General features: G+C 72.6%; 18 protein-coding genes. 14 read left to right on the top strand and 4 right to left on the bottom strand.

Annotated elements, in window-relative coordinates; all coding sequences use genetic code 11:
- Positions 1 to 81 precede the first annotated feature (81 nt).
- The 6 genes from ACIO3P_RS22505 to ACIO3P_RS22480 all read left to right on the top strand — a co-directional run bounded on the left by ACIO3P_RS22505 (position 82) and on the right by ACIO3P_RS22480 (position 4696).
- A complete protein-coding gene (locus tag ACIO3P_RS22505; protein WP_329824740.1) occupies positions 82 to 828 on the top strand; it encodes a hypothetical protein in 747 nt (248 codons plus the stop codon).
- Positions 825 to 1571 (top strand): hypothetical protein, encoded by a 747-nt coding sequence (locus ACIO3P_RS22500; protein ID WP_329824741.1) that lies wholly within the window; start codon positions 825 to 827, stop codon positions 1569 to 1571. The genes ACIO3P_RS22505 and ACIO3P_RS22500 overlap by 4 nt, the downstream gene beginning before the upstream one ends.
- A complete protein-coding gene (locus ACIO3P_RS22495; RefSeq protein ID WP_401855522.1) occupies positions 1568 to 2380 on the top strand; it encodes a hypothetical protein in 813 nt (270 codons plus the stop codon). The genes ACIO3P_RS22500 and ACIO3P_RS22495 overlap by 4 nt, the downstream gene beginning before the upstream one ends.
- A gap of 207 nt (positions 2381 to 2587) precedes the next feature.
- On the top strand, positions 2588 to 3160 hold the full coding sequence (locus ACIO3P_RS22490) for an FABP family protein (RefSeq protein WP_329824743.1): 573 nt from the start codon (positions 2588 to 2590) through the stop codon (positions 3158 to 3160).
- A 22-nt stretch (positions 3161 to 3182) separates the two neighbouring features.
- A complete protein-coding gene (locus ACIO3P_RS22485) occupies positions 3183 to 3704 on the top strand; it encodes a transcriptional repressor (protein ID WP_329824744.1) in 522 nt (173 codons plus the stop codon).
- Between the two features lie 11 nt (positions 3705 to 3715).
- Positions 3716 to 4696: a folate-binding protein gene (locus ACIO3P_RS22480; RefSeq protein ID WP_329824745.1), complete on the top strand. Its 981-nt coding sequence runs from the start codon at positions 3716 to 3718 to the stop codon at positions 4694 to 4696.
- A gap of 73 nt (positions 4697 to 4769) precedes the next feature.
- On the opposite strand, the gene dtd is transcribed toward ACIO3P_RS22480, so the two are convergent.
- The gene (gene dtd / locus ACIO3P_RS22475; RefSeq protein ID WP_329824746.1) at positions 4770 to 5207 is read right to left on the bottom strand and encodes a D-aminoacyl-tRNA deacylase; all 438 of its coding nucleotides are present in this window, start codon (positions 5205 to 5207) and stop codon (positions 4770 to 4772) included.
- 168 nt (positions 5208 to 5375) lie between these two features.
- Between dtd and ACIO3P_RS22470 the strand changes: the two genes are divergently transcribed.
- The 3 genes from ACIO3P_RS22470 (at position 5376) to ACIO3P_RS22460 (ending at position 8400) form a co-directional block, all read left to right on the top strand.
- Positions 5376 to 5978: an ABC transporter substrate-binding protein gene (locus ACIO3P_RS22470; protein ID WP_329824747.1), complete on the top strand. Its 603-nt coding sequence runs from the start codon at positions 5376 to 5378 to the stop codon at positions 5976 to 5978.
- A 61-nt stretch (positions 5979 to 6039) separates the two neighbouring features.
- Positions 6040 to 7050 (top strand): asparaginase, encoded by a 1011-nt coding sequence (locus ACIO3P_RS22465; RefSeq protein ID WP_329824748.1) that lies wholly within the window; start codon positions 6040 to 6042, stop codon positions 7048 to 7050.
- A 99-nt stretch (positions 7051 to 7149) separates the two neighbouring features.
- Complete coding sequence (locus ACIO3P_RS22460) at positions 7150 to 8400, top strand: GNAT family N-acetyltransferase (protein ID WP_329824749.1); 1251 nt, start codon at positions 7150 to 7152, stop codon at positions 8398 to 8400.
- Between the two features lie 39 nt (positions 8401 to 8439).
- On the opposite strand, the gene ACIO3P_RS22455 is transcribed toward ACIO3P_RS22460, so the two are convergent.
- A complete protein-coding gene (locus ACIO3P_RS22455) occupies positions 8440 to 8631 on the bottom strand; it encodes a hypothetical protein (RefSeq protein WP_329824750.1) in 192 nt (63 codons plus the stop codon).
- A gap of 135 nt (positions 8632 to 8766) precedes the next feature.
- Between ACIO3P_RS22455 and ACIO3P_RS22450 the strand changes: the two genes are divergently transcribed.
- The 3 genes from ACIO3P_RS22450 to ACIO3P_RS22440 all read left to right on the top strand — a co-directional run bounded on the left by ACIO3P_RS22450 (position 8767) and on the right by ACIO3P_RS22440 (position 12054).
- Positions 8767 to 9729, top strand: a complete 963-nt coding sequence (locus tag ACIO3P_RS22450) for a winged helix-turn-helix domain-containing protein (protein WP_401789501.1) — start codon at positions 8767 to 8769, stop codon at positions 9727 to 9729.
- Positions 9730 to 9841: 112 nt separating this feature from the next.
- On the top strand, positions 9842 to 10600 hold the full coding sequence (locus tag ACIO3P_RS22445) for an HAD family phosphatase (protein WP_329824753.1): 759 nt from the start codon (positions 9842 to 9844) through the stop codon (positions 10598 to 10600).
- A 191-nt stretch (positions 10601 to 10791) separates the two neighbouring features.
- Positions 10792 to 12054, top strand: coding sequence for a phosphotransferase (locus ACIO3P_RS22440; protein ID WP_329824754.1), 1263 nt, complete (start codon positions 10792 to 10794; stop codon positions 12052 to 12054).
- On the opposite strand, the gene ACIO3P_RS22435 is transcribed toward ACIO3P_RS22440, so the two are convergent.
- Together ACIO3P_RS22435 and ACIO3P_RS22430 are read right to left on the bottom strand one after the other, a co-directional pair.
- A complete protein-coding gene (locus ACIO3P_RS22435; protein ID WP_329825103.1) occupies positions 12035 to 12760 on the bottom strand; it encodes an ABC transporter permease in 726 nt (241 codons plus the stop codon). The genes ACIO3P_RS22440 and ACIO3P_RS22435 overlap by 20 nt on opposite strands.
- A gap of 97 nt (positions 12761 to 12857) precedes the next feature.
- Positions 12858 to 13850, bottom strand: coding sequence for an ATP-binding cassette domain-containing protein (locus tag ACIO3P_RS22430; RefSeq protein WP_401789496.1), 993 nt, complete (start codon positions 13848 to 13850; stop codon positions 12858 to 12860).
- A 111-nt stretch (positions 13851 to 13961) separates the two neighbouring features.
- On the opposite strand from ACIO3P_RS22430, the gene ACIO3P_RS22425 reads away from it, so the two are divergent.
- Positions 13962 to 14741 carry a TetR/AcrR family transcriptional regulator gene (locus ACIO3P_RS22425; RefSeq protein WP_401855526.1) on the top strand — a complete coding sequence of 260 codons (780 nt, stop codon included), beginning with the start codon at positions 13962 to 13964 and terminating at the stop codon, positions 14739 to 14741.
- 100 nt (positions 14742 to 14841) lie between these two features.
- Positions 14842 to 15519 (top strand): TetR/AcrR family transcriptional regulator, encoded by a 678-nt coding sequence (locus ACIO3P_RS22420; RefSeq protein ID WP_401855527.1) that lies wholly within the window; start codon positions 14842 to 14844, stop codon positions 15517 to 15519.
- Positions 15520 to 15549: the final 30 nt, after the last annotated feature.

The raw sequence follows: 15549 nt of genomic DNA, 5'->3' as shown, positions 1-15549 counted from the left end.
TACAACCCCTCTGTGTCCTGGCGGGTCAGATCTGTGCGCGGGTGACGGAACCCGCGCCTCAGGTCTCGTGGGGGGACACTTTTGGAAGCTCAACCAGTTACGGAGCCGACAGGCGCGTCGCGAAGACGCGGCCGTACGGCGCTGCTGATCGCCGTGGCCGCGGTGCTCGGCATCGTCGGCGGCACGGCCACGGGGTACGCGATCCAGGCCGACCGCCCGCCGACGCCCCTGCCGACGCTCGCCCAGGCGGGGCTGGCGTACCCGTCGAAGGCGCTGCCCGAGGGGGAGAAGGCGGAGCCGCTCTCCGCCGAGGAGGACAACCAGGTCAGGACGGAGGGCGATCTGCGCGAGCTGCTGATCGACAGGCCGGCCGGTGGGCGCGAGGCCGCGGTGCCCTGGCTTGAGGACGGCTGGGTGTCGGTCAGGGCCTACGCCCACTACTTCGAGGGTGGCGGCTACGCGTTCTCCTCGGCGCTGGACAACGGCCTCCGCCGGGTCGCCGGTACGGCCTGGACGGAAAGCGGCGATCGGCAGGGGACCGTCGTCCTGGCCCAGTACCGGCCGAGCGTCGACACGCACGCCACCACCGCTTTGGAGGTGCTGCCCTGGGGGATGATCGCGCGCTCCGGCTCCGGCAACCCCGTCGAGGGCACCGCCAAGGGCCGCTACTACGTCTACGACGCCGGTGCCGGGGAGCCGCTGCGGTTCCGCGCGTACGCCGCCGCGCACCGGGGCGATGTGCTGGTCAAGGTCCAGCTCGTCGACAGCCGGCCGATCGGCGAGAAGGACATCCGGACGCTGATCGAGGACCAGGTGGAGCGCCTGTGAACGACCACCGCACGCACCGGTTCCTCGGGACCGTACTGCCCGCTCTCCTCGTCGCCGGTGCCCTCGGCGGCGGATTCGCGTTCGTCAGGGCCACCGTCGACGGAGCGGACCGGAGCGTTTCCACCCGGGTCTGGGCGGAGAGCCAGGCCAAACCGGCCAAGGACCCGGCCGGGCCGATCGGCAAGGGCCGCGCCGACACCGACCTGACCCGGAAGCTGCTGCCGGTGCCGCCGGGCTACGTACTCGGACCCGACACCGGCGCATACGGCAACGACGCCGAGCTGACCGGCGAGCAGGCGATCGACATGATGAAGGCCGCCGTGCCCGATGTTCCTCCCGCCGTACGCCGGGAGGTGGACAAGGAGATCGACCGGATGGGGATCGACGGGCTCGGGCTCCGCTCGTACACCTTCCCCGGGAACGCGCTCACCGTTGACGTGTCCCTCATCGCGGTCAAGGACGCGGACGACGCCCGCCGCTGGTACCAGGACAGTTCACGGCGTTCGGACGGGGAGCGCGAGGGGCCGGCCATCGAGGGCCGGAAGAACGCCTCGTGCTCCGTGCAGACCGAAAAGTCCGAGAGCGAAGGGACGCCCGATATCGGGACCATGACCTGCCTGGCGTACGAAGGCGAGCTGGTCGTCATCGTGGTCGCGCAGGGCATGCCGATCGACCAGTCCACCGTCGCCGAGCTGGTCAAGGACCAGCTCGACCGCCTCGCCGCCCCGGGGGAGAACGTATGAGCGAGCAGACCGCCTCCGCCCCCGCCTCCGCCCCTGCTCCCGCCGCGCCCCCGCCCCGCTGTGTGCTGCGCGCGGTCGCCCGCTGGGCTCTCGCCGGGGCCGTTTTCGCCGGGCTCGGCACCGGTGTGGCGTACGGCCTCAGCGGCATGGAGCGCACCGACCTCCCCGGGCTCTCGACGCGCGGTGACGGGCGCTGGGACTACCCGGAGCTCTCGCTGCCCGCCCTGCCGGTCGGCACTCCGCGTCCCTTCAACCCGGAGAACGCGGGCGAGATCCACCATGCCGATCTCCGGGCGCTGCTGCTTCGCGCCCCTGCCGGTGCCACGCCGGACAAGAAGCTGACCGGGGGCTGGGTGAGCACGGAGCGGTATCTGTCCGAGTACACCGCCGAGCAGCGCGGCGACCTCACGACGCTGCTGGACGACTACGCCGTACGGCACATCGCCGCCCGGGGCTGGACCATGCCGGACGGCACCGTCTCCCGCGTCTACCTTCTGCGGTTCCCGTCGTCCGGTCTCGCGGCCGGCTTCAAGCTCGGCGCGGTGCTCGGGAGCGGTGTGGGCGAGACGGTGGCCGCCGCGCCCGGCGCGGAGCCGGACGCGGCGTGGCCGGATTCGCCGCCCGGTTCCGAGATGTTCGTCAGTACGGACGTCTACGCCGAGCCGGAGCCGTACGGCCCGACGCAGGCCCGGCACGCGTATGTCGGGGCGGGCGACACCATCGGGCTGATCGTCCACGAGAAGAAGGGCGGCATCCCCGCCGTTCCCTTCCACCAGACCGTGGTGCTCCAGGGCCAGCTTCTCGGCTGAGCCGGGCGTACGCCCCCTGGCGCACCTCGACGAGAGGGCCGGTGCCCCACCCACTAGGCTGGGGCCCGGCCGTACCGCGTCATACCGTTCATCCGAGGAGCACCCCGTGCTTGAGGCTTTCTTCACTTCCCTGCTGATCCTTGTCTGTGTCGGCGTGCTCGCCTTCACCGGTCTGGCCGTGAAGAAGCTGTACCAGGGCCAGCGCTGATGATCGAGATCCCCTCCGACCTGCACCCGGACCTCGTCCCGCTCGTCTTCCTCCTCGGTGACTGGGAAGGCGTCGGCGTCTTCGACTTCCCCGGTGAGGAGAAGGCCAACTTCGGCCAGGAGGTCTCCTTCAGCCACGACGGCCGGGACTTCATCGAGTACGTGTCGCACACCTGGGCGCTCGACGCCGAGGGCAGGAAGATCCGGCCGATCGAGTCCGAGTCCGGGTTCTGGCGCATCGACAAGGACCGCAAGGTCGAGGTCGTCATGGTGCGGGACCAGGGTGTCGTCGAGGTCTGGTACGGCGAGCTGGCGGACCAGAAGCCGCAGATCGACCTGGTGACCGACGCGGTGGCCCGTACGGCCGCCTCCGGGCCCTACAGCGGGGGCAAGCGGCTCTACGGGTACGTCAAGAGCGACCTGATGTGGGTGGGCGAGAAGTCCACGCCGGACGTGCCGCTGCGCCCGTACATGTCGGCGCACCTGAAGAAGACCGTGAGCCCCGAGCAGGTCGCCGAGTGGGCCAAGGACCTCGGTGACCTCCCGGACGACGGCATCGCCTTCTTCAAGTAGTCCGCCTGCCTACACTGGGGGCGTGGTGAGCACCGACTGGAAGAGCGATCTGCGGCAGCGCGGCTACCGGCTGACCCCGCAGCGCCAGCTTGTCCTCGAAGCCGTCGACACCCTCGAACACGCGACGCCCGACGACATCCTCTGCGAGGTGCGCAGGACCGCCTCGGGGGTGAACATCTCCACGGTCTACCGGACCCTGGAGCTGCTGGAGGAGCTGGGCCTCGTCTCGCACGCCCACCTCGGGCACGGCGCTCCGACGTACCACCTGGCCGACCGGCACCACCACATACATCTGGTGTGCCGGGACTGTACGCGGGTGATCGAGGCGGACACCGAGGTCGCGGCCGAGTTCACCGCGAAGCTGCGCCGCGACTTCGGCTTCACGACGGACATGAAGCACTTCGCGATCTTCGGCCGCTGCCGGGAGTGCACGGCCACCGCCACGGCCACCGCCACGGCCACCGGCGCCTCCACCGGCACCTCCGCCTCCGCCTCCGCCACGGGAACAACGACGGGAACAAACGCGGGCGCGGCCGAGTCGTAGGCTTCATGACTATGCAGCGACATTCGACCACCAGCCCTCTCCTCGCCCTGCCCGGAGCCGTCGCGGCCGAAGGCCAGGACGAAGGTGTCGCCGCGCACTACGGCGATCTGTTCCGTGAACAGCGCGCCCTCGCCGACGGCAGCGGCTTCGTCGACCTCTCGCACCGCGGCGTCGTCACCGTCACCGGTGACGACCGGCTGAGCTGGCTGCATCTGCTGATCACCCAGCACGTCACGGCGCTGCCCGTGGGCCGGGCCACCGAGGCGCTGATCCTCTCCGCGAACGGCCATGTCGAGCACGCGCTGTATCTCGTGGACGACGGCGAGACGGTCTGGGCGCATGTCGAGCCCGGGACGCAGGAGGCCCTGGTCGGCTATCTCGAATCCATGAAGTTCTTCTACCGGGTCGAGGTCGCCGACCGTACGGACGACTACGCGCTCGTCCACCTCCCGGCCGGCTCCATCGCCACGGCGCCGGAGGGGGCCGTCGTACGGGAGACCCCGCACGGCCGTGATCTCTTCCTGCCGCGCGCCGAGCTGACCGCGTACGCGGAGCAGCACGGCCCGGCGGCCGGGATCCTCGCGTACGAGGCGCTGCGCGTGGAGGGGCACCGGCCGCGTCTGGGCTTCGAGACCGACCACCGGACCATCCCGCACGAGCTGGGGTGGATCGGCGGCGCCGTCCATCTCGACAAGGGGTGCTACCGGGGCCAGGAGACCGTGGCGCGCGTCCAGAACCTGGGGAAGCCGCCGCGCCGGCTGGTCTTCCTGCACCTCGACGGCAGCGACGTCCACCTCCCGGGGCACGGCACGCCGGTGCGGCTCGCCGCGGACGGCCCCGAGGGGCGTCAGCTCGGCTTCATCACCACCTCGGCCCGCCACCACGAGCTGGGCCCGATCGCGCTGGCGCTGATCAAGCGCAATGTGCCGGTGGACGCGCCGCTGCTGGCGGGGGACACGGCGGCGGCGCAGGAGGTCGTGGTCGAGCCGTAGGGCCGCCCCCCCCCTGCGGGCCGGGGAGCCTCCCCCGCGGCCACGCCCCGTACGGGGCGGAGCCCCGTACCGGTCAGAAGTCCAGCAGCACCGTGAACGGGCCGTGGTTCGTGAGCGAGACGCGCATCTCCGCTCCGAACCGGCCCGTCTCCACCTTCGCGCCCACCTCGCGCAGCCGCGCCACCACCGCGTCGACCAGCGGTTCGGCCACCGGACCCGGCGCTGCGGCGTTCCAGGTGGGGCGGCGGCCCTTCCGGGCGTCCCCGTAGAGAGTGAACTGCGAAATCACCAGGAGCGGGGCGTTCACCTCCGAACAGGACTTCTCGCCCTCCAGCATCCGTATCGACCAGAGCTTGTCGGCGAGCCGCCGCGCCTGCTCCACCGTGTCCTCGTGGGTGACTCCCACCAGCACACACAGCCCTTCGCCGACGATCTCGCCGACGGTTTCCGTCCCGTCCCCGGTCACGGCGACGACGCTCGCGCCGTCGACTCTCTGCACCACTGCTCGCATACGGACCAACCTATCGGGGGCCGAACGGGTGCAGAGCGCCCCCATACCCGGTGGCAGGAGTGGCACGATGCACGGAGGCGGTGCGCGGCAGGCACCCGTCGAGGGATGGGGGTTCCCAGCGGTGTGCGGGACGGGGTCTCCCCAGCGGAGTGAGGGGAAGTACGCGCGATGAGCACATCGAGCACATCCGGCGCCGGGCAGCCGCCCGGTACCGTACCGGCGACCCGGACGACCAGCGGGGTCGGCAGCGGGGGACCCGTGGCGGGCGGTGAGGGGGCGCTGCCCGCGCCCCGGCCGTACGACTTCGGCCTCCTGCGGCTGCCCGAACTGCGCGCGCTGCGCCGGGACTCGCACCGCGACGAGGGGGACCTCAGCTATCTGCGGCGGCTCCTCCAGGGCCGTATCGACATCCTGCGGGCCGAGTTGGCGCGCCGTACGGCCCCGGAGACCCCGGTGCTCGACCGGCTCTCCGAGATCCTCACGGACGCCCCGTCGCGCCACCGCAGCTCCGCCCGGCACGTCACGCTCTCCACACCGCGCAGCCCGGAGTACCGGGCGCTGGCCGCGGAGACGCTGGCGGAGGTGGAGCTGTCGGACCTGGAGGCGCGTACGGACGAGGAGTTGCACGCGGCGATGGGGCGGCTGGTCCGCAACGAGCGGCAGCTCTCGCGCCGCCGTCACCAGCTCCAGCGGACGGCGGACGATTGCAGCGCGGAGATCGCGCGCAGGTACCGTGAAGGCGAAGCTCAAGTGGACGACCTGCTCATGTAGGGGGCGGGCAGTCCGTTCGCGCGCGGGCGGGGTCCGTCCTGCCCCTTCCGGAAGGCCGAGGATGACCTCCAGCACGCCCAGCAGCACGTCCACCGCGGTCGGTGTCGGCACCTCCCGTACCGGTACGGGAGCGGACTCGCCCGTGCTCGCCGAGGTCGTACGGTCCGGCTTCGTCGAGGGGCGGCACCGCGGCTCGATGGTGCTGCTCGCGGCGGACGGCACGGTCGAACTGGAGCTGGGCGACCCGGAGGTGCCCGTCTTCCCGCGCTCCAGCAACAAGCCGATGCAGGCGGCGGCCGTGCTGCGGGCCGGTCTCGAACTCTCCGGGGAGCGGCTGGCGCTGGCCGCAGCGAGCCACTCGGGCGAGGGCTTCCACCTCGATCTCGTACGGACGATGCTCGCCGAGTACGGCCTGCGCCCCGACGACCTCCAGACCCCGCCGGACCTGCCGCTCGATCCGGTGGAGGCGGAGTCGTACCTCGCCGCCGGCGGGGTGCGCGAGCGGATCGCGATGAACTGCTCGGGCAAGCACACGGCGATGCTCGCCGCCTGCGCGCTGAACGGCTGGCCGAAGGAGAGCTATCTCGACCCCGCCCACCCGTTGCAGCGGCTCGTGCTGACGGTGGTCGAGGAGGCGGCCGGGGAACACGTCCCCACGGTCGGTACGGACGGCTGCGGCGCCCCGCTGATGGCCCTCAGCCTCACCGGACTCGCCCGCGCCTTCCGGCACTTCGTCCTCGCGGCGCCGGCGACGGCCGAGGGGCGGGTCGCCGAGGCGATGCGCGCGCACCCCGAGTACGTGGCGGGCACGCGCCGCTCCGACACCTGGCTGATGCGGGAGGTGCCGGGGACGCTCTCCAAGATGGGCGCGGAGGCGGTCCAGGCGGTGGCGCTGGCGGACGGCCGCGCGCTCGCCTTCAAGATCGACGACGGCGGGACCCGGGCGCTGGGCCCGGTGCTGGCGCGGGCGCTCCAGCTCCTGGGCGTCGAGGCGGAGGTGCTGGGCCGGATCGGCCGGGCGCCGCTGCTGGGCGGGGGCGCGGAGGTCGGGGCGGTACGGGCGGCGTTCTGAGCCGCTTGCAGCGCGTGAGGCGTGTACGGCGCGTACGGCCCGGTTGTACGGCGGAAATCCGGATGCGGCGGCGGCGCGGCTGCGCCTAGCGTGCTGACCATGAGCATCGAGGTCCGTACCGTCACCGAGGCCGGGTTCGCCGACTGGAACCGCGCCCTGAACACCGGCTTCCTGCGGAAGCCGACCGATACGGACGAGACGGTGCAGTGGCGGCTCGCGCGGGCCGATCTCGACCGTACCCAGGGCGCGTTCGAGAACGGGCGGTGCGTCGCGACCTTCCGTTCCTTCGCCCAGGAGCTGACGGTGATCGGCGGCGCGGTGCTGCGCGCCGACGCGGTCTCCAACGTCACCGTCTCGCCCACCCACCGCAGGCGCGGGCTGCTCTCCCGGATGATGGGCACCGATCTGGCGTGGGCGAAGGAGCGCGGGGACACCGTCGCCACGCTGATCGCCGCCGAGTACCCGATCTACGGCCGGTACGGCTTCGGGCCCGCCGCCTCGGTCACCGAGTGGGCCGTCGACGTGGCGCGCTCGGGGCTCGACCCGCGCTGGGCCGGCCCCACCGCGGCGGACGGCGGCGGCCGGATCGACCTGGTCGACGCCTCGGACGTACGGAAGCTCGGCCCCGAGCTGCACGAGCGCTTCCGGGCGGGGCAGCCGGGCGCGGTCGACCGGGACGAGCGCTGGTGGGGCGCGTTCACCGGGCAGACGTCCAACGGGCTCCCGTGGACGGAGCCGTACTACGCCGTGTACCGCTCGGCGTCGGGCGAGGTGGCGGGGCTGGTCGTGTACGCGTCCGACGGGCTCTGGGGCGACTCCAAGCAGCCGCTGAACACCGTCTCCGTACGGGACCTGATCGCGCTGACCCCGGCGGCCGAGCGCGCGCTGTGGCGGTTCGTCTGCTCGATCGACTGGGTCACGACGGTCAGGACGGGCCACCGCGCGCCGGACGACCTGCTGCCGTACTTCCTGCCGGACCCGCGCGCGGCCAGGATCGTCACGCAGGCGGACTTCCTGTGGGTGCGGATCCTCGATGTCGTACGGGCCCTGGAGGCGCGTACGTACGCCGTCCCCGGCACGCTGGTGCTGGAGATCCACGACGCGGCGGGCCTGGCGGGCGGCCGTTTCCGGCTGGACGCGTCGCCGGAGGGCGCGAGCTGTACGGCGACGGCGGAGCCGGCGGAACTGGCCCTGGACGTACGGGAGCTGGGCGCGCTGTACCTGGGGGACGAGTCGGCGCTGCGGCTCGCCGCGCTGGGGACGGTGGCGGAGGAGCGGCCGGGGGCCGCGGCGGTGGCGGAGGCGCTGTTCCGTACGCCGCGGCGGCCGTGGTGCCCGGATGTCTTCTGACGTCTCCTGACGTCTTCCGCATGCCTTCCGGGCGGGCTGTCAGCCGTGGCCGAGCCGGGTGACGAGCAGGGCCAGGACGGCGGCGCCGATCCCCGCGCAGGTGGCGTTCCTGGCCTTGACGCCGAGGGTGAGCAGGAGGAGCGCGACGGTTCCGGCGGTACCGAGGCGCCAGTGCACGAGCTGGTCGAGCCCGATGCCGAACGCGGAGGTGAGGAGCGCGGACACAGGCATGGCGGTCACTCCTTTACGGCAAAGTTGGCTGCCAACTCGACACCAACTAATGAAGTTGTCCCGCCAAGTTGCGATCCGTAAACAAGTTCTCCGTTACAACTGCCGAGAGATGGCAGGAAGTTGTAACGTACTGTCGTGACCTCAGAACACGCTGCTGCGAACAGCGCGGGAAAGCCCACCCCGGAGCAGGTGGCGGAGGCCCTGCGCGCCCGTATCGCCTCGGGTGACCTCGTCGCGGGCCAGGCCCTGCCCACGCAGAAGAACCTGGTGGCCGAGTTCGGCGTACAGCGCGGGGTGGTCCGCCAGGCCCTGCGGCGCCTCCAGGAGGACGGCCTGCTCACCGAGGTCACCCGGGGCGCGCCGCCCCGTATCGCCGACCGCGCCGCCGCCGAACGGGCCGCCGCCCGGCGGGCGTCGCCGGTGGGCGCCGACGAGGGGCCGCAGGAGACCATGGTCGCGCTGCGCCCGCGCATCATGGCGGCGTTCGAGGCCGACCATGTACGGATAGACGCCCTCTGCCTGACGGCCGAGTCGCTGAGCGCGGCCCTCGGCGAGCAGCGCCTGCGCATCCGGGACCGCGCCGCCCTGCCGGCCGGGTCCGCCGCGCCGGGCGCGGGCGCGCTGCCCGCCACCGTGACGGTCCGGGTGCTGCTGCCCAACCGCGACATCGAGCTGGCGTTCCCGCGCTCCGTCTCCACCACCGACACGCATCCGGACGAGAGCGACCTCGTCCACCAGCGCTGGCTCCAGCAGCGCAACGCGCACGGCACGGTCCTGAGCGACCATCTGATGGGGATGCGCTCGGCGGGCATCGACGTCGACGTGCGGTTCAAGGCGCTGCCGTTCACGCCGCCGGTGAAGCTGTACGTGCTCAACGGCGACGAGGCGCTGTTCGCGTACTACAAGGTCACCGTGCGCGAGGCGGAGATCCACCGGACGTCCGTCGAGATGTACGACGCGCTGGGGGACCGGTCGCCGCTGTTCTCGTTCGGGCCGGGGGAGCTGCGGGCGCAGCGTGACCACGCCTTCGTGACGGAGTCGCAGGCGTGGTTCGACGCGCTCTGGGAGACGATCGCGACCGACCTCGCGCTGGGGTGACGGGCGCGGGAGTTACCGGCGGCGCCGTGTGTGTCGTACGGGTGTGGTTCGGGGCAAGATGTGACCCGGAGGCGCTGAGGTGCCCGGCCTCCGCCCCGACGGACGGAGCGACGTGACCGACTCGTACGCGGCCGACTGCCGCGCGGCCCAGGGGCCGGCCCGGCTCGGCGTACTGGACGCGGTCTCCGTGCGATGCGTGCTCTTCGACTTCGACGGTCCCGTCTGCGCGCTCTTCCGCAACCACCCGGCGCCGGACGTGGCCGCCCGTCTGCTCGCGGCGCTCCCCGAGGAGATCGCCCGCACCGTGGGGACGGCGGACGGCGCCCCGGTCACCGACCCGCAGGCCGTTCTGCGCGCGGTGGGGGAGCTGGCCCCGGGCGGCGCGCGGGTGGCCGAGCTGGAGGCGTGGCTGACGGAGGAGGAGATACGGGCGGCGGAGTCGGCCGTACCGACGAGGCACGCGGCGGAGCTGATACGGGCGCTGGACGATGCCGGGGTCGCTCTCGCGATCACCACCAACAACTCGCCGAGAGCGGTGCGGCGCTACCTCGAACGGACCGGCCTCGCCCGCCACTTCGGCGGGCACGTCTACGGACGCCGGCACGACCCGAGGCTGCTCAAGCCGCATCCGGACTGCCTGGAACGGGCGCTGAAGTGGACGGGCGTGACGGCGGCCGAGGCGGTGATGATCGGTGACGCGGAGGCCGACCTCCGCGCGGCGGAGCGGCTCGGCGTCCGTTTCCTCGGGTACGCGACCCGGGAGACGAAGAGCGCCGTGCTGTACGGGGCGGGGGCGCGGGTGGTCGTGGACGAACTTCCCGACAACCTGACGGAGTTGGCCGGACAAGTCCGCCACGTCGGCCAACTCTGACCATTTCCGGCCGCTTCGGGGTACGGGGGCACAGGAACCGCTGATCCGAGTTGGTGAAGATGGCGCCAACTTCCCCTCATGAGGGCCCCCGGAGAGGTAGCTTCCGCACAACGGCTCCACACACCGCACGCACACCGCGTACATCAGAGGCACCACCGGCACCGAGGGCATACGGCACAGTGCACAAGGCAATGACAGTCGGCCGGGCATCCGGCACCCGATCCGGCACGGTATCCGGCACCGGCACCCGATCCGGCTCCGGCACGGCGTCCGACACCGGCACGGCATCCGGCACCGGCTCCGACATGCGCAGGCGAGCGGGCGAGCTGAGCCGGGACGGCCAGGGGGTCACCGGCCCCCTCAACGGCTACCACCACGAGACGTACGCCTTCCCGCTGCCCGCCACCCACGAGCTGAGCGCCCGTTTCGAGCGCGCCAAGCTGCGCGCGCCCCGCCCCGGGCTGCTCTGGTTCGACCGGCGCTGCTTCGCCTCCGAGGATCTGCTGCTCACCGCGCTCCAGGGCCGGGTGGACCGTATCCCGGAGATCGTCAGGGTCGACGGCGGTGTCTACCTCCAGGGCTTCATCGAGGGCCGGACCCTCGACGCCCGCCAGGTGCCGGGGCTCCAGGGCGCCGGGCGCGGGCTCTCCCGGCGCCATGCCGACCAACTCGGCAGGTTCTTCGGACAGTTGGTGTCGATCGACCCGAAGGAGCTGGCGGAGCGTGAGGTCACCCGGATCTGCGCCCCGGACGACTGGACGGCCGAGGGCGACTCGGCGGCGTTCCTCGACCGGCTGATCCGGTTCACCGAGGAACAGGTCCACCGGGACCACGGCGAGCCGTACCGGACCCTCTTCGCGGAACTCGGCGTCGGCGCCGACGCCCTGGTACGGCTGCGGAAGCGCACCGTCGAGCTGCGCACCCGCCCCTTCGCGCTCCTCCACTGCGATCTGCACCGGAAGAACCTGATCGTCGACCGGGACGGCGACCTCTGGGTCATCGACTGGGAACTCGCCATGATCGGCGACCCCCTCTACGACCTGGCGACCCACCTCCATCTGATGGGCTACCCGAAACAGGAGGAGGCCCGGGTCAAGGAGTTGTGGGTGACGGCGGTGGAGGAGGCGCGGCCCGGGAGTTCGTACGGCTGGGAGGAGGACCTGCCGCTGCTCCTCGCGTACAAGCGGGTGCAGTCCGTCTTCACCGACATCATCCGTACGGCACTGCTCCTCGGCCCCGACGCGGAGTCGAACTGGCGGGTGCTGCCCCGGGCCGCGTGGCGGATCCAGCGGGTCCTGGCGGCGGCGGAGCGTGAGGTGTACGGGGCGGACGCGGCGGCGCCGTCGATGCGGCAGGTGGTGACCGCCTACCGGAACTGGTTCCGTACGACGCGCGCGGCCGACGAGGGCGGGGGCGAGGCGGAGGAAACCGCCCTCACGAGGTCCGGGACCTGAACAGCACGCCCGACAGCCCCAGCGCGACGGCCAGGAACCCGGCGCTCCAGGCCAGCGCGATCCACGGCGCCGTGCCCACCGGCAGCCCCAGCAGCAGTCCGCGCAGCGACTCGATCACCGGGGTGACCGGCTGATGGTCGGCGAAGCCGTGCAGCCAGGACGGCATCGTCCCGATGGGGACGAAGGCGCTGCTCGGATAGGGCAGGAAGAGGACGAGGAAGGTGAACCCGGAGGCCGCCTCGGGGGACTTGGCGAGCAGCCCCACCGCCGCCGAGAGCCAGGACATCGCCGTGATGTAGGCGAGCAGGACACCCGCGGCGGCGAGCGCGGCGGCCGGTCCCGCCTCGGGGCGGAAGCCGATCAGCAGGGCGACGGCGAGGACGAGCGCGGTCGAGACGAGATTACGGGCGACGCTCGCCGTGACATGCCCGGCGAGGATCGGCGCGCCGCCGACGTCGAGGGAGCGGAAGCGGTCGATGATGCCGCCCTTCATGTCCTCGCTGACGCTCACGGCGGTGCCGGCCGAGCCGAAGCCGGCGCAGACGATCAGGACGCCGGGGACGACGTACGTGACGTACTCCGTACCGGTGTCGATGGCGCCGCCGAAGAGGTAGACGAAGACCAGCATCATCATGACCGGCAGCATCATCGAGGTGATGACGGCGTCGGTGTTGCGCCGGCTGAGGCGGATGCCGCGCCCGGCCATGGCGGCGGAGTGGGTCAGGGCGCGGTGGACGAGGTCGCGGGGAGCGAGGGCCCGGGGTACGAGGTCGTGGGGTGCGAGGTCGCGGGCTGCGAGCGCGTCAGACATGGGCGGGCTCCTGGGCGTTGGGTCCGGTGTCGGGGGTGGAGCGGGTGAGGGAGAGGAAGACGTCGTCGAGGGTGGCGCCGTGGACGGCGAAGCGCGCCACCTCCGTACCGCCGGGGTCGACCTCGTCCAGCAGGGCGCGTACGTGCGCGGCGGTGCCGTCGGTGGGCAGGCCGAGGGTGAGCGAGTCGGGGGCGTGGTGCACGGCGCGGCCCGCGAGGCGCAGATAGGCGTCGGGGCCGGTGAGGACGAGGTCGAGCCGGTGGCCCGAGACCAGGCGTTTCAGCTCGTCCACGGTGCCCTCGGCGGCGATCACGCCCTGGTCCATGACGGCGATACGGTGCGCGAGCCGGTCGGCCTCCTCCAGGTACTGGGTGGTGAGGAAGACGGTGGTGCCCCGCGCGGCGAGGTCCCGTACGACCTGCCACAACTCCTGGCGGCTGCGCGGGTCGAGGCCGGTCGTCGGCTCGTCCAGGAAGACCACCTCGGGGGCGCCGACCAGCCCCGCGGCGAGGTCGAGCCGGCGCCGCATACCGCCGGAGTACGTGGCGGCGAGGCGGTGGCCGGCGTCGGCGAGGCCGAACCGGTCGAGGAGTTCGGCGGCGCGGCGCTGGGCGGCGGCCCGGGAGAGCCCGCCGAGGCGGGCCATCATGCGGAGGTTCTCCTCGCCGGTCTGCTTCTCGTCCACGGCGGCGAACTGCCCGGTCAGGCTGATGGCGCCGCGTACGCGCCGCCGGTCGGCGACGACGTCGTACCCGGCGACGCGGGCGGTGCCCCGGTCCGGGGTGGTGAGGGTGGTGAGGATCCGGACGGCGGTGGTCTTGCCGGCGCCGTTGGGCCCGAGGAGGGCGAAGACGGTGCCGCGCTCGACGCGGAGGTCGATGCCGCGCAGGACGCGGGACGCCGTCCTTCCCTTCTCCTTGCCCGCCGCCCTGCCCGGGTAGGACTTTTCGAGGCCGATGGCCTCGACGGCCGTATCTGAACGCACGGGTGCCCCCTCGATCTTCTTCTGCGTATGGCATACGCGTTACTGTGTAAGGGTTACGCATTACTAGGATGGGCGTCAAGCGGCGGGGAGCGGACGAAGAGGGGTACGGCGATGGCGGACAGCGCGGACAGCGCGGCTGAGGGAGGCGGTACGGGGCTTCCCGCGAGCATCGAGGCGGCGTGGGGGCTGCGTGACCGCCCCGCCAAGGGGCCGCGGCCCGGCCTCACCCTGGAGCGCATCGTCGGCGCCGCGGTCGGCGTCGCGGCGGCGGAGGGGCTGGGCGCGGTCTCGATGGGGCGGGTCGCCAAGGAGCTCGGCGTCTCCACCATGTCCCTGTACCGGTACGTCGCCGCCAAGGACGAGCTGTACATCCTCATGCTGGAGGAGGCGATCGGCGCGCCGCCCCCGCCGCCCGACCCGGCGCTCGGCTGGCGCGAGGCGCTGACGCGGTGGGCCTGGGGGCAGCGGGAGGCGTTCCACCGGAACCTGTGGTCGCTGCGCCTGCCGATCTCGGGCCCGCCCACCACGCCCCACATGGTGGCGTGGTGGGAGCGGGGGATGGTGGCGCTGGACGGTACGGGCCTGGACGACCGGACCAGGATCGCGGTGATCCTGCTGGTCAGCGGCTTCGTACGGAACGAGGCGATGCTGATGGCGGACCTGGACGCGGCGGTCGGGGCGAGCGGTGCGTCGGCCCAGGAGGTGATGGCGGGCTACGGGCGCACCCTGCGCCGACTGGCCGACCCGGCCCGCTACCCGTCGGTCGCCCGGCTGCTGGCCGAAGGCGGCCTGGAGGGGGAGGAGGAGCCGGACGCCGACTTCACCTTCGGCCTCGACTGCCTCCTGGACGGGGTGGAGGCACTGATCCGGCGCCGGGCGGCAGGGGGGTGAGGGGCAGGGGGTGGCGGGGGTGATGGGAGTGGCAGGAGTGATGGGAGTTGCGGGGGTGAGTGGCGGGGGTGGGCGCGCCGCACCCGTAGGCTTCTCCGTCATGAACGGCGACGACGACAACGAGGTCCTCGACCCCGACCCCCACTCCGCCCCCCACCCCGGCCTCCCCTCCGATCTCGGTCTGCGGGAGCGGAAGAGGCAGCGCCGCTACCAGGAGATCTCGGAGGCCGCGATCGCGCTCTTCCTCGCGAAGGGCTTCGACCGTGTCCCGGTCGCGGAGGTCGCCGCCGCGGTCGAGATCTCCAAGCCCACCCTCTTCCGGTACTTCCCGGCCAAGGAGGACCTGGTGCTGCACCGCTTCGCCGACCACGAGGACGAGGCCGCCCGCGTCGTCTCCGGCCGGCCCGACGGCGTGCGGCCGCTGGACGCCCTGCGGCTGCACTTCCTGGCGGGGCTCGACGGGCGCGACCCGGTGACCGGCCTCAACGACGCCGAGGGCGTGCTCGCGTACCACCGGCTGCTGTACGGGACGCCGAGCCTGGTGGCCCGGTTGTACGGGTACCAGCGGCGCTCCGAGGAGGCGCTGGCCGCCGCCCTCGGGAGCGGGGTCGAGGGGGCGCTCGGTGCCGCGCAGATCATCGCCGTGCAGCGCGTCCTCGCGCAGGAGAACTGGCGGCGGATCGCGGCGGGCGAACCGGCCGGGGCGGTGTACCCCGACGCGGTCGCCGCGGCGGAGCTGGCCTTCGAGCGGCTGCGCAGCGGGCTCACCCTCTGGTGACCAGGCGTTTTTAACTCGGTAACGTTTTTT

The sequence above is a fragment of the Streptomyces sp. NPDC087310 genome, from assembly GCF_044744405.1.
In the GTDB taxonomy this organism is placed as follows: Bacteria; Actinomycetota; Actinomycetes; order Streptomycetales; family Streptomycetaceae; genus Streptomyces.
This window is presented reverse-complemented; position numbering and strand designations above follow the sequence as displayed.

Coding starts and splice junctions, on each gene's coding strand:
- ACIO3P_RS22460 (WP_329824749.1), top strand. CDS start 7,150: ATGAGCATCGAGGTCCGTACCGTCACCGAGGCCGGGTTCGCCGACTGG.
- ACIO3P_RS22470 (WP_329824747.1), top strand. CDS start 5,376: ATGAGCACATCGAGCACATCCGGCGCCGGGCAGCCGCCCGGTACCGTA.
- ACIO3P_RS22495 (WP_401855522.1), top strand. CDS start 1,568: ATGAGCGAGCAGACCGCCTCCGCCCCCGCCTCCGCCCCTGCTCCCGCC.
- ACIO3P_RS22425 (WP_401855526.1), top strand. CDS start 13,962: ATGGCGGACAGCGCGGACAGCGCGGCTGAGGGAGGCGGTACGGGGCTT.
- ACIO3P_RS22440 (WP_329824754.1), top strand. CDS start 10,792: ATGACAGTCGGCCGGGCATCCGGCACCCGATCCGGCACGGTATCCGGC.
- ACIO3P_RS22420 (WP_401855527.1), top strand. CDS start 14,842: ATGAACGGCGACGACGACAACGAGGTCCTCGACCCCGACCCCCACTCC.
- ACIO3P_RS22455 (WP_329824750.1), bottom strand. CDS start 8,631: ATGCCTGTGTCCGCGCTCCTCACCTCCGCGTTCGGCATCGGGCTCGAC.
- ACIO3P_RS22480 (WP_329824745.1), top strand. CDS start 3,716: ATGCAGCGACATTCGACCACCAGCCCTCTCCTCGCCCTGCCCGGAGCC.
- ACIO3P_RS22490 (WP_329824743.1), top strand. CDS start 2,588: ATGATCGAGATCCCCTCCGACCTGCACCCGGACCTCGTCCCGCTCGTC.
- ACIO3P_RS22435 (WP_329825103.1), bottom strand. CDS start 12,760: ATGGCCGGGCGCGGCATCCGCCTCAGCCGGCGCAACACCGACGCCGTC.
- ACIO3P_RS22465 (WP_329824748.1), top strand. CDS start 6,040: ATGACCTCCAGCACGCCCAGCAGCACGTCCACCGCGGTCGGTGTCGGC.
- dtd (WP_329824746.1), bottom strand. CDS start 5,207: ATGCGAGCAGTGGTGCAGAGAGTCGACGGCGCGAGCGTCGTCGCCGTG.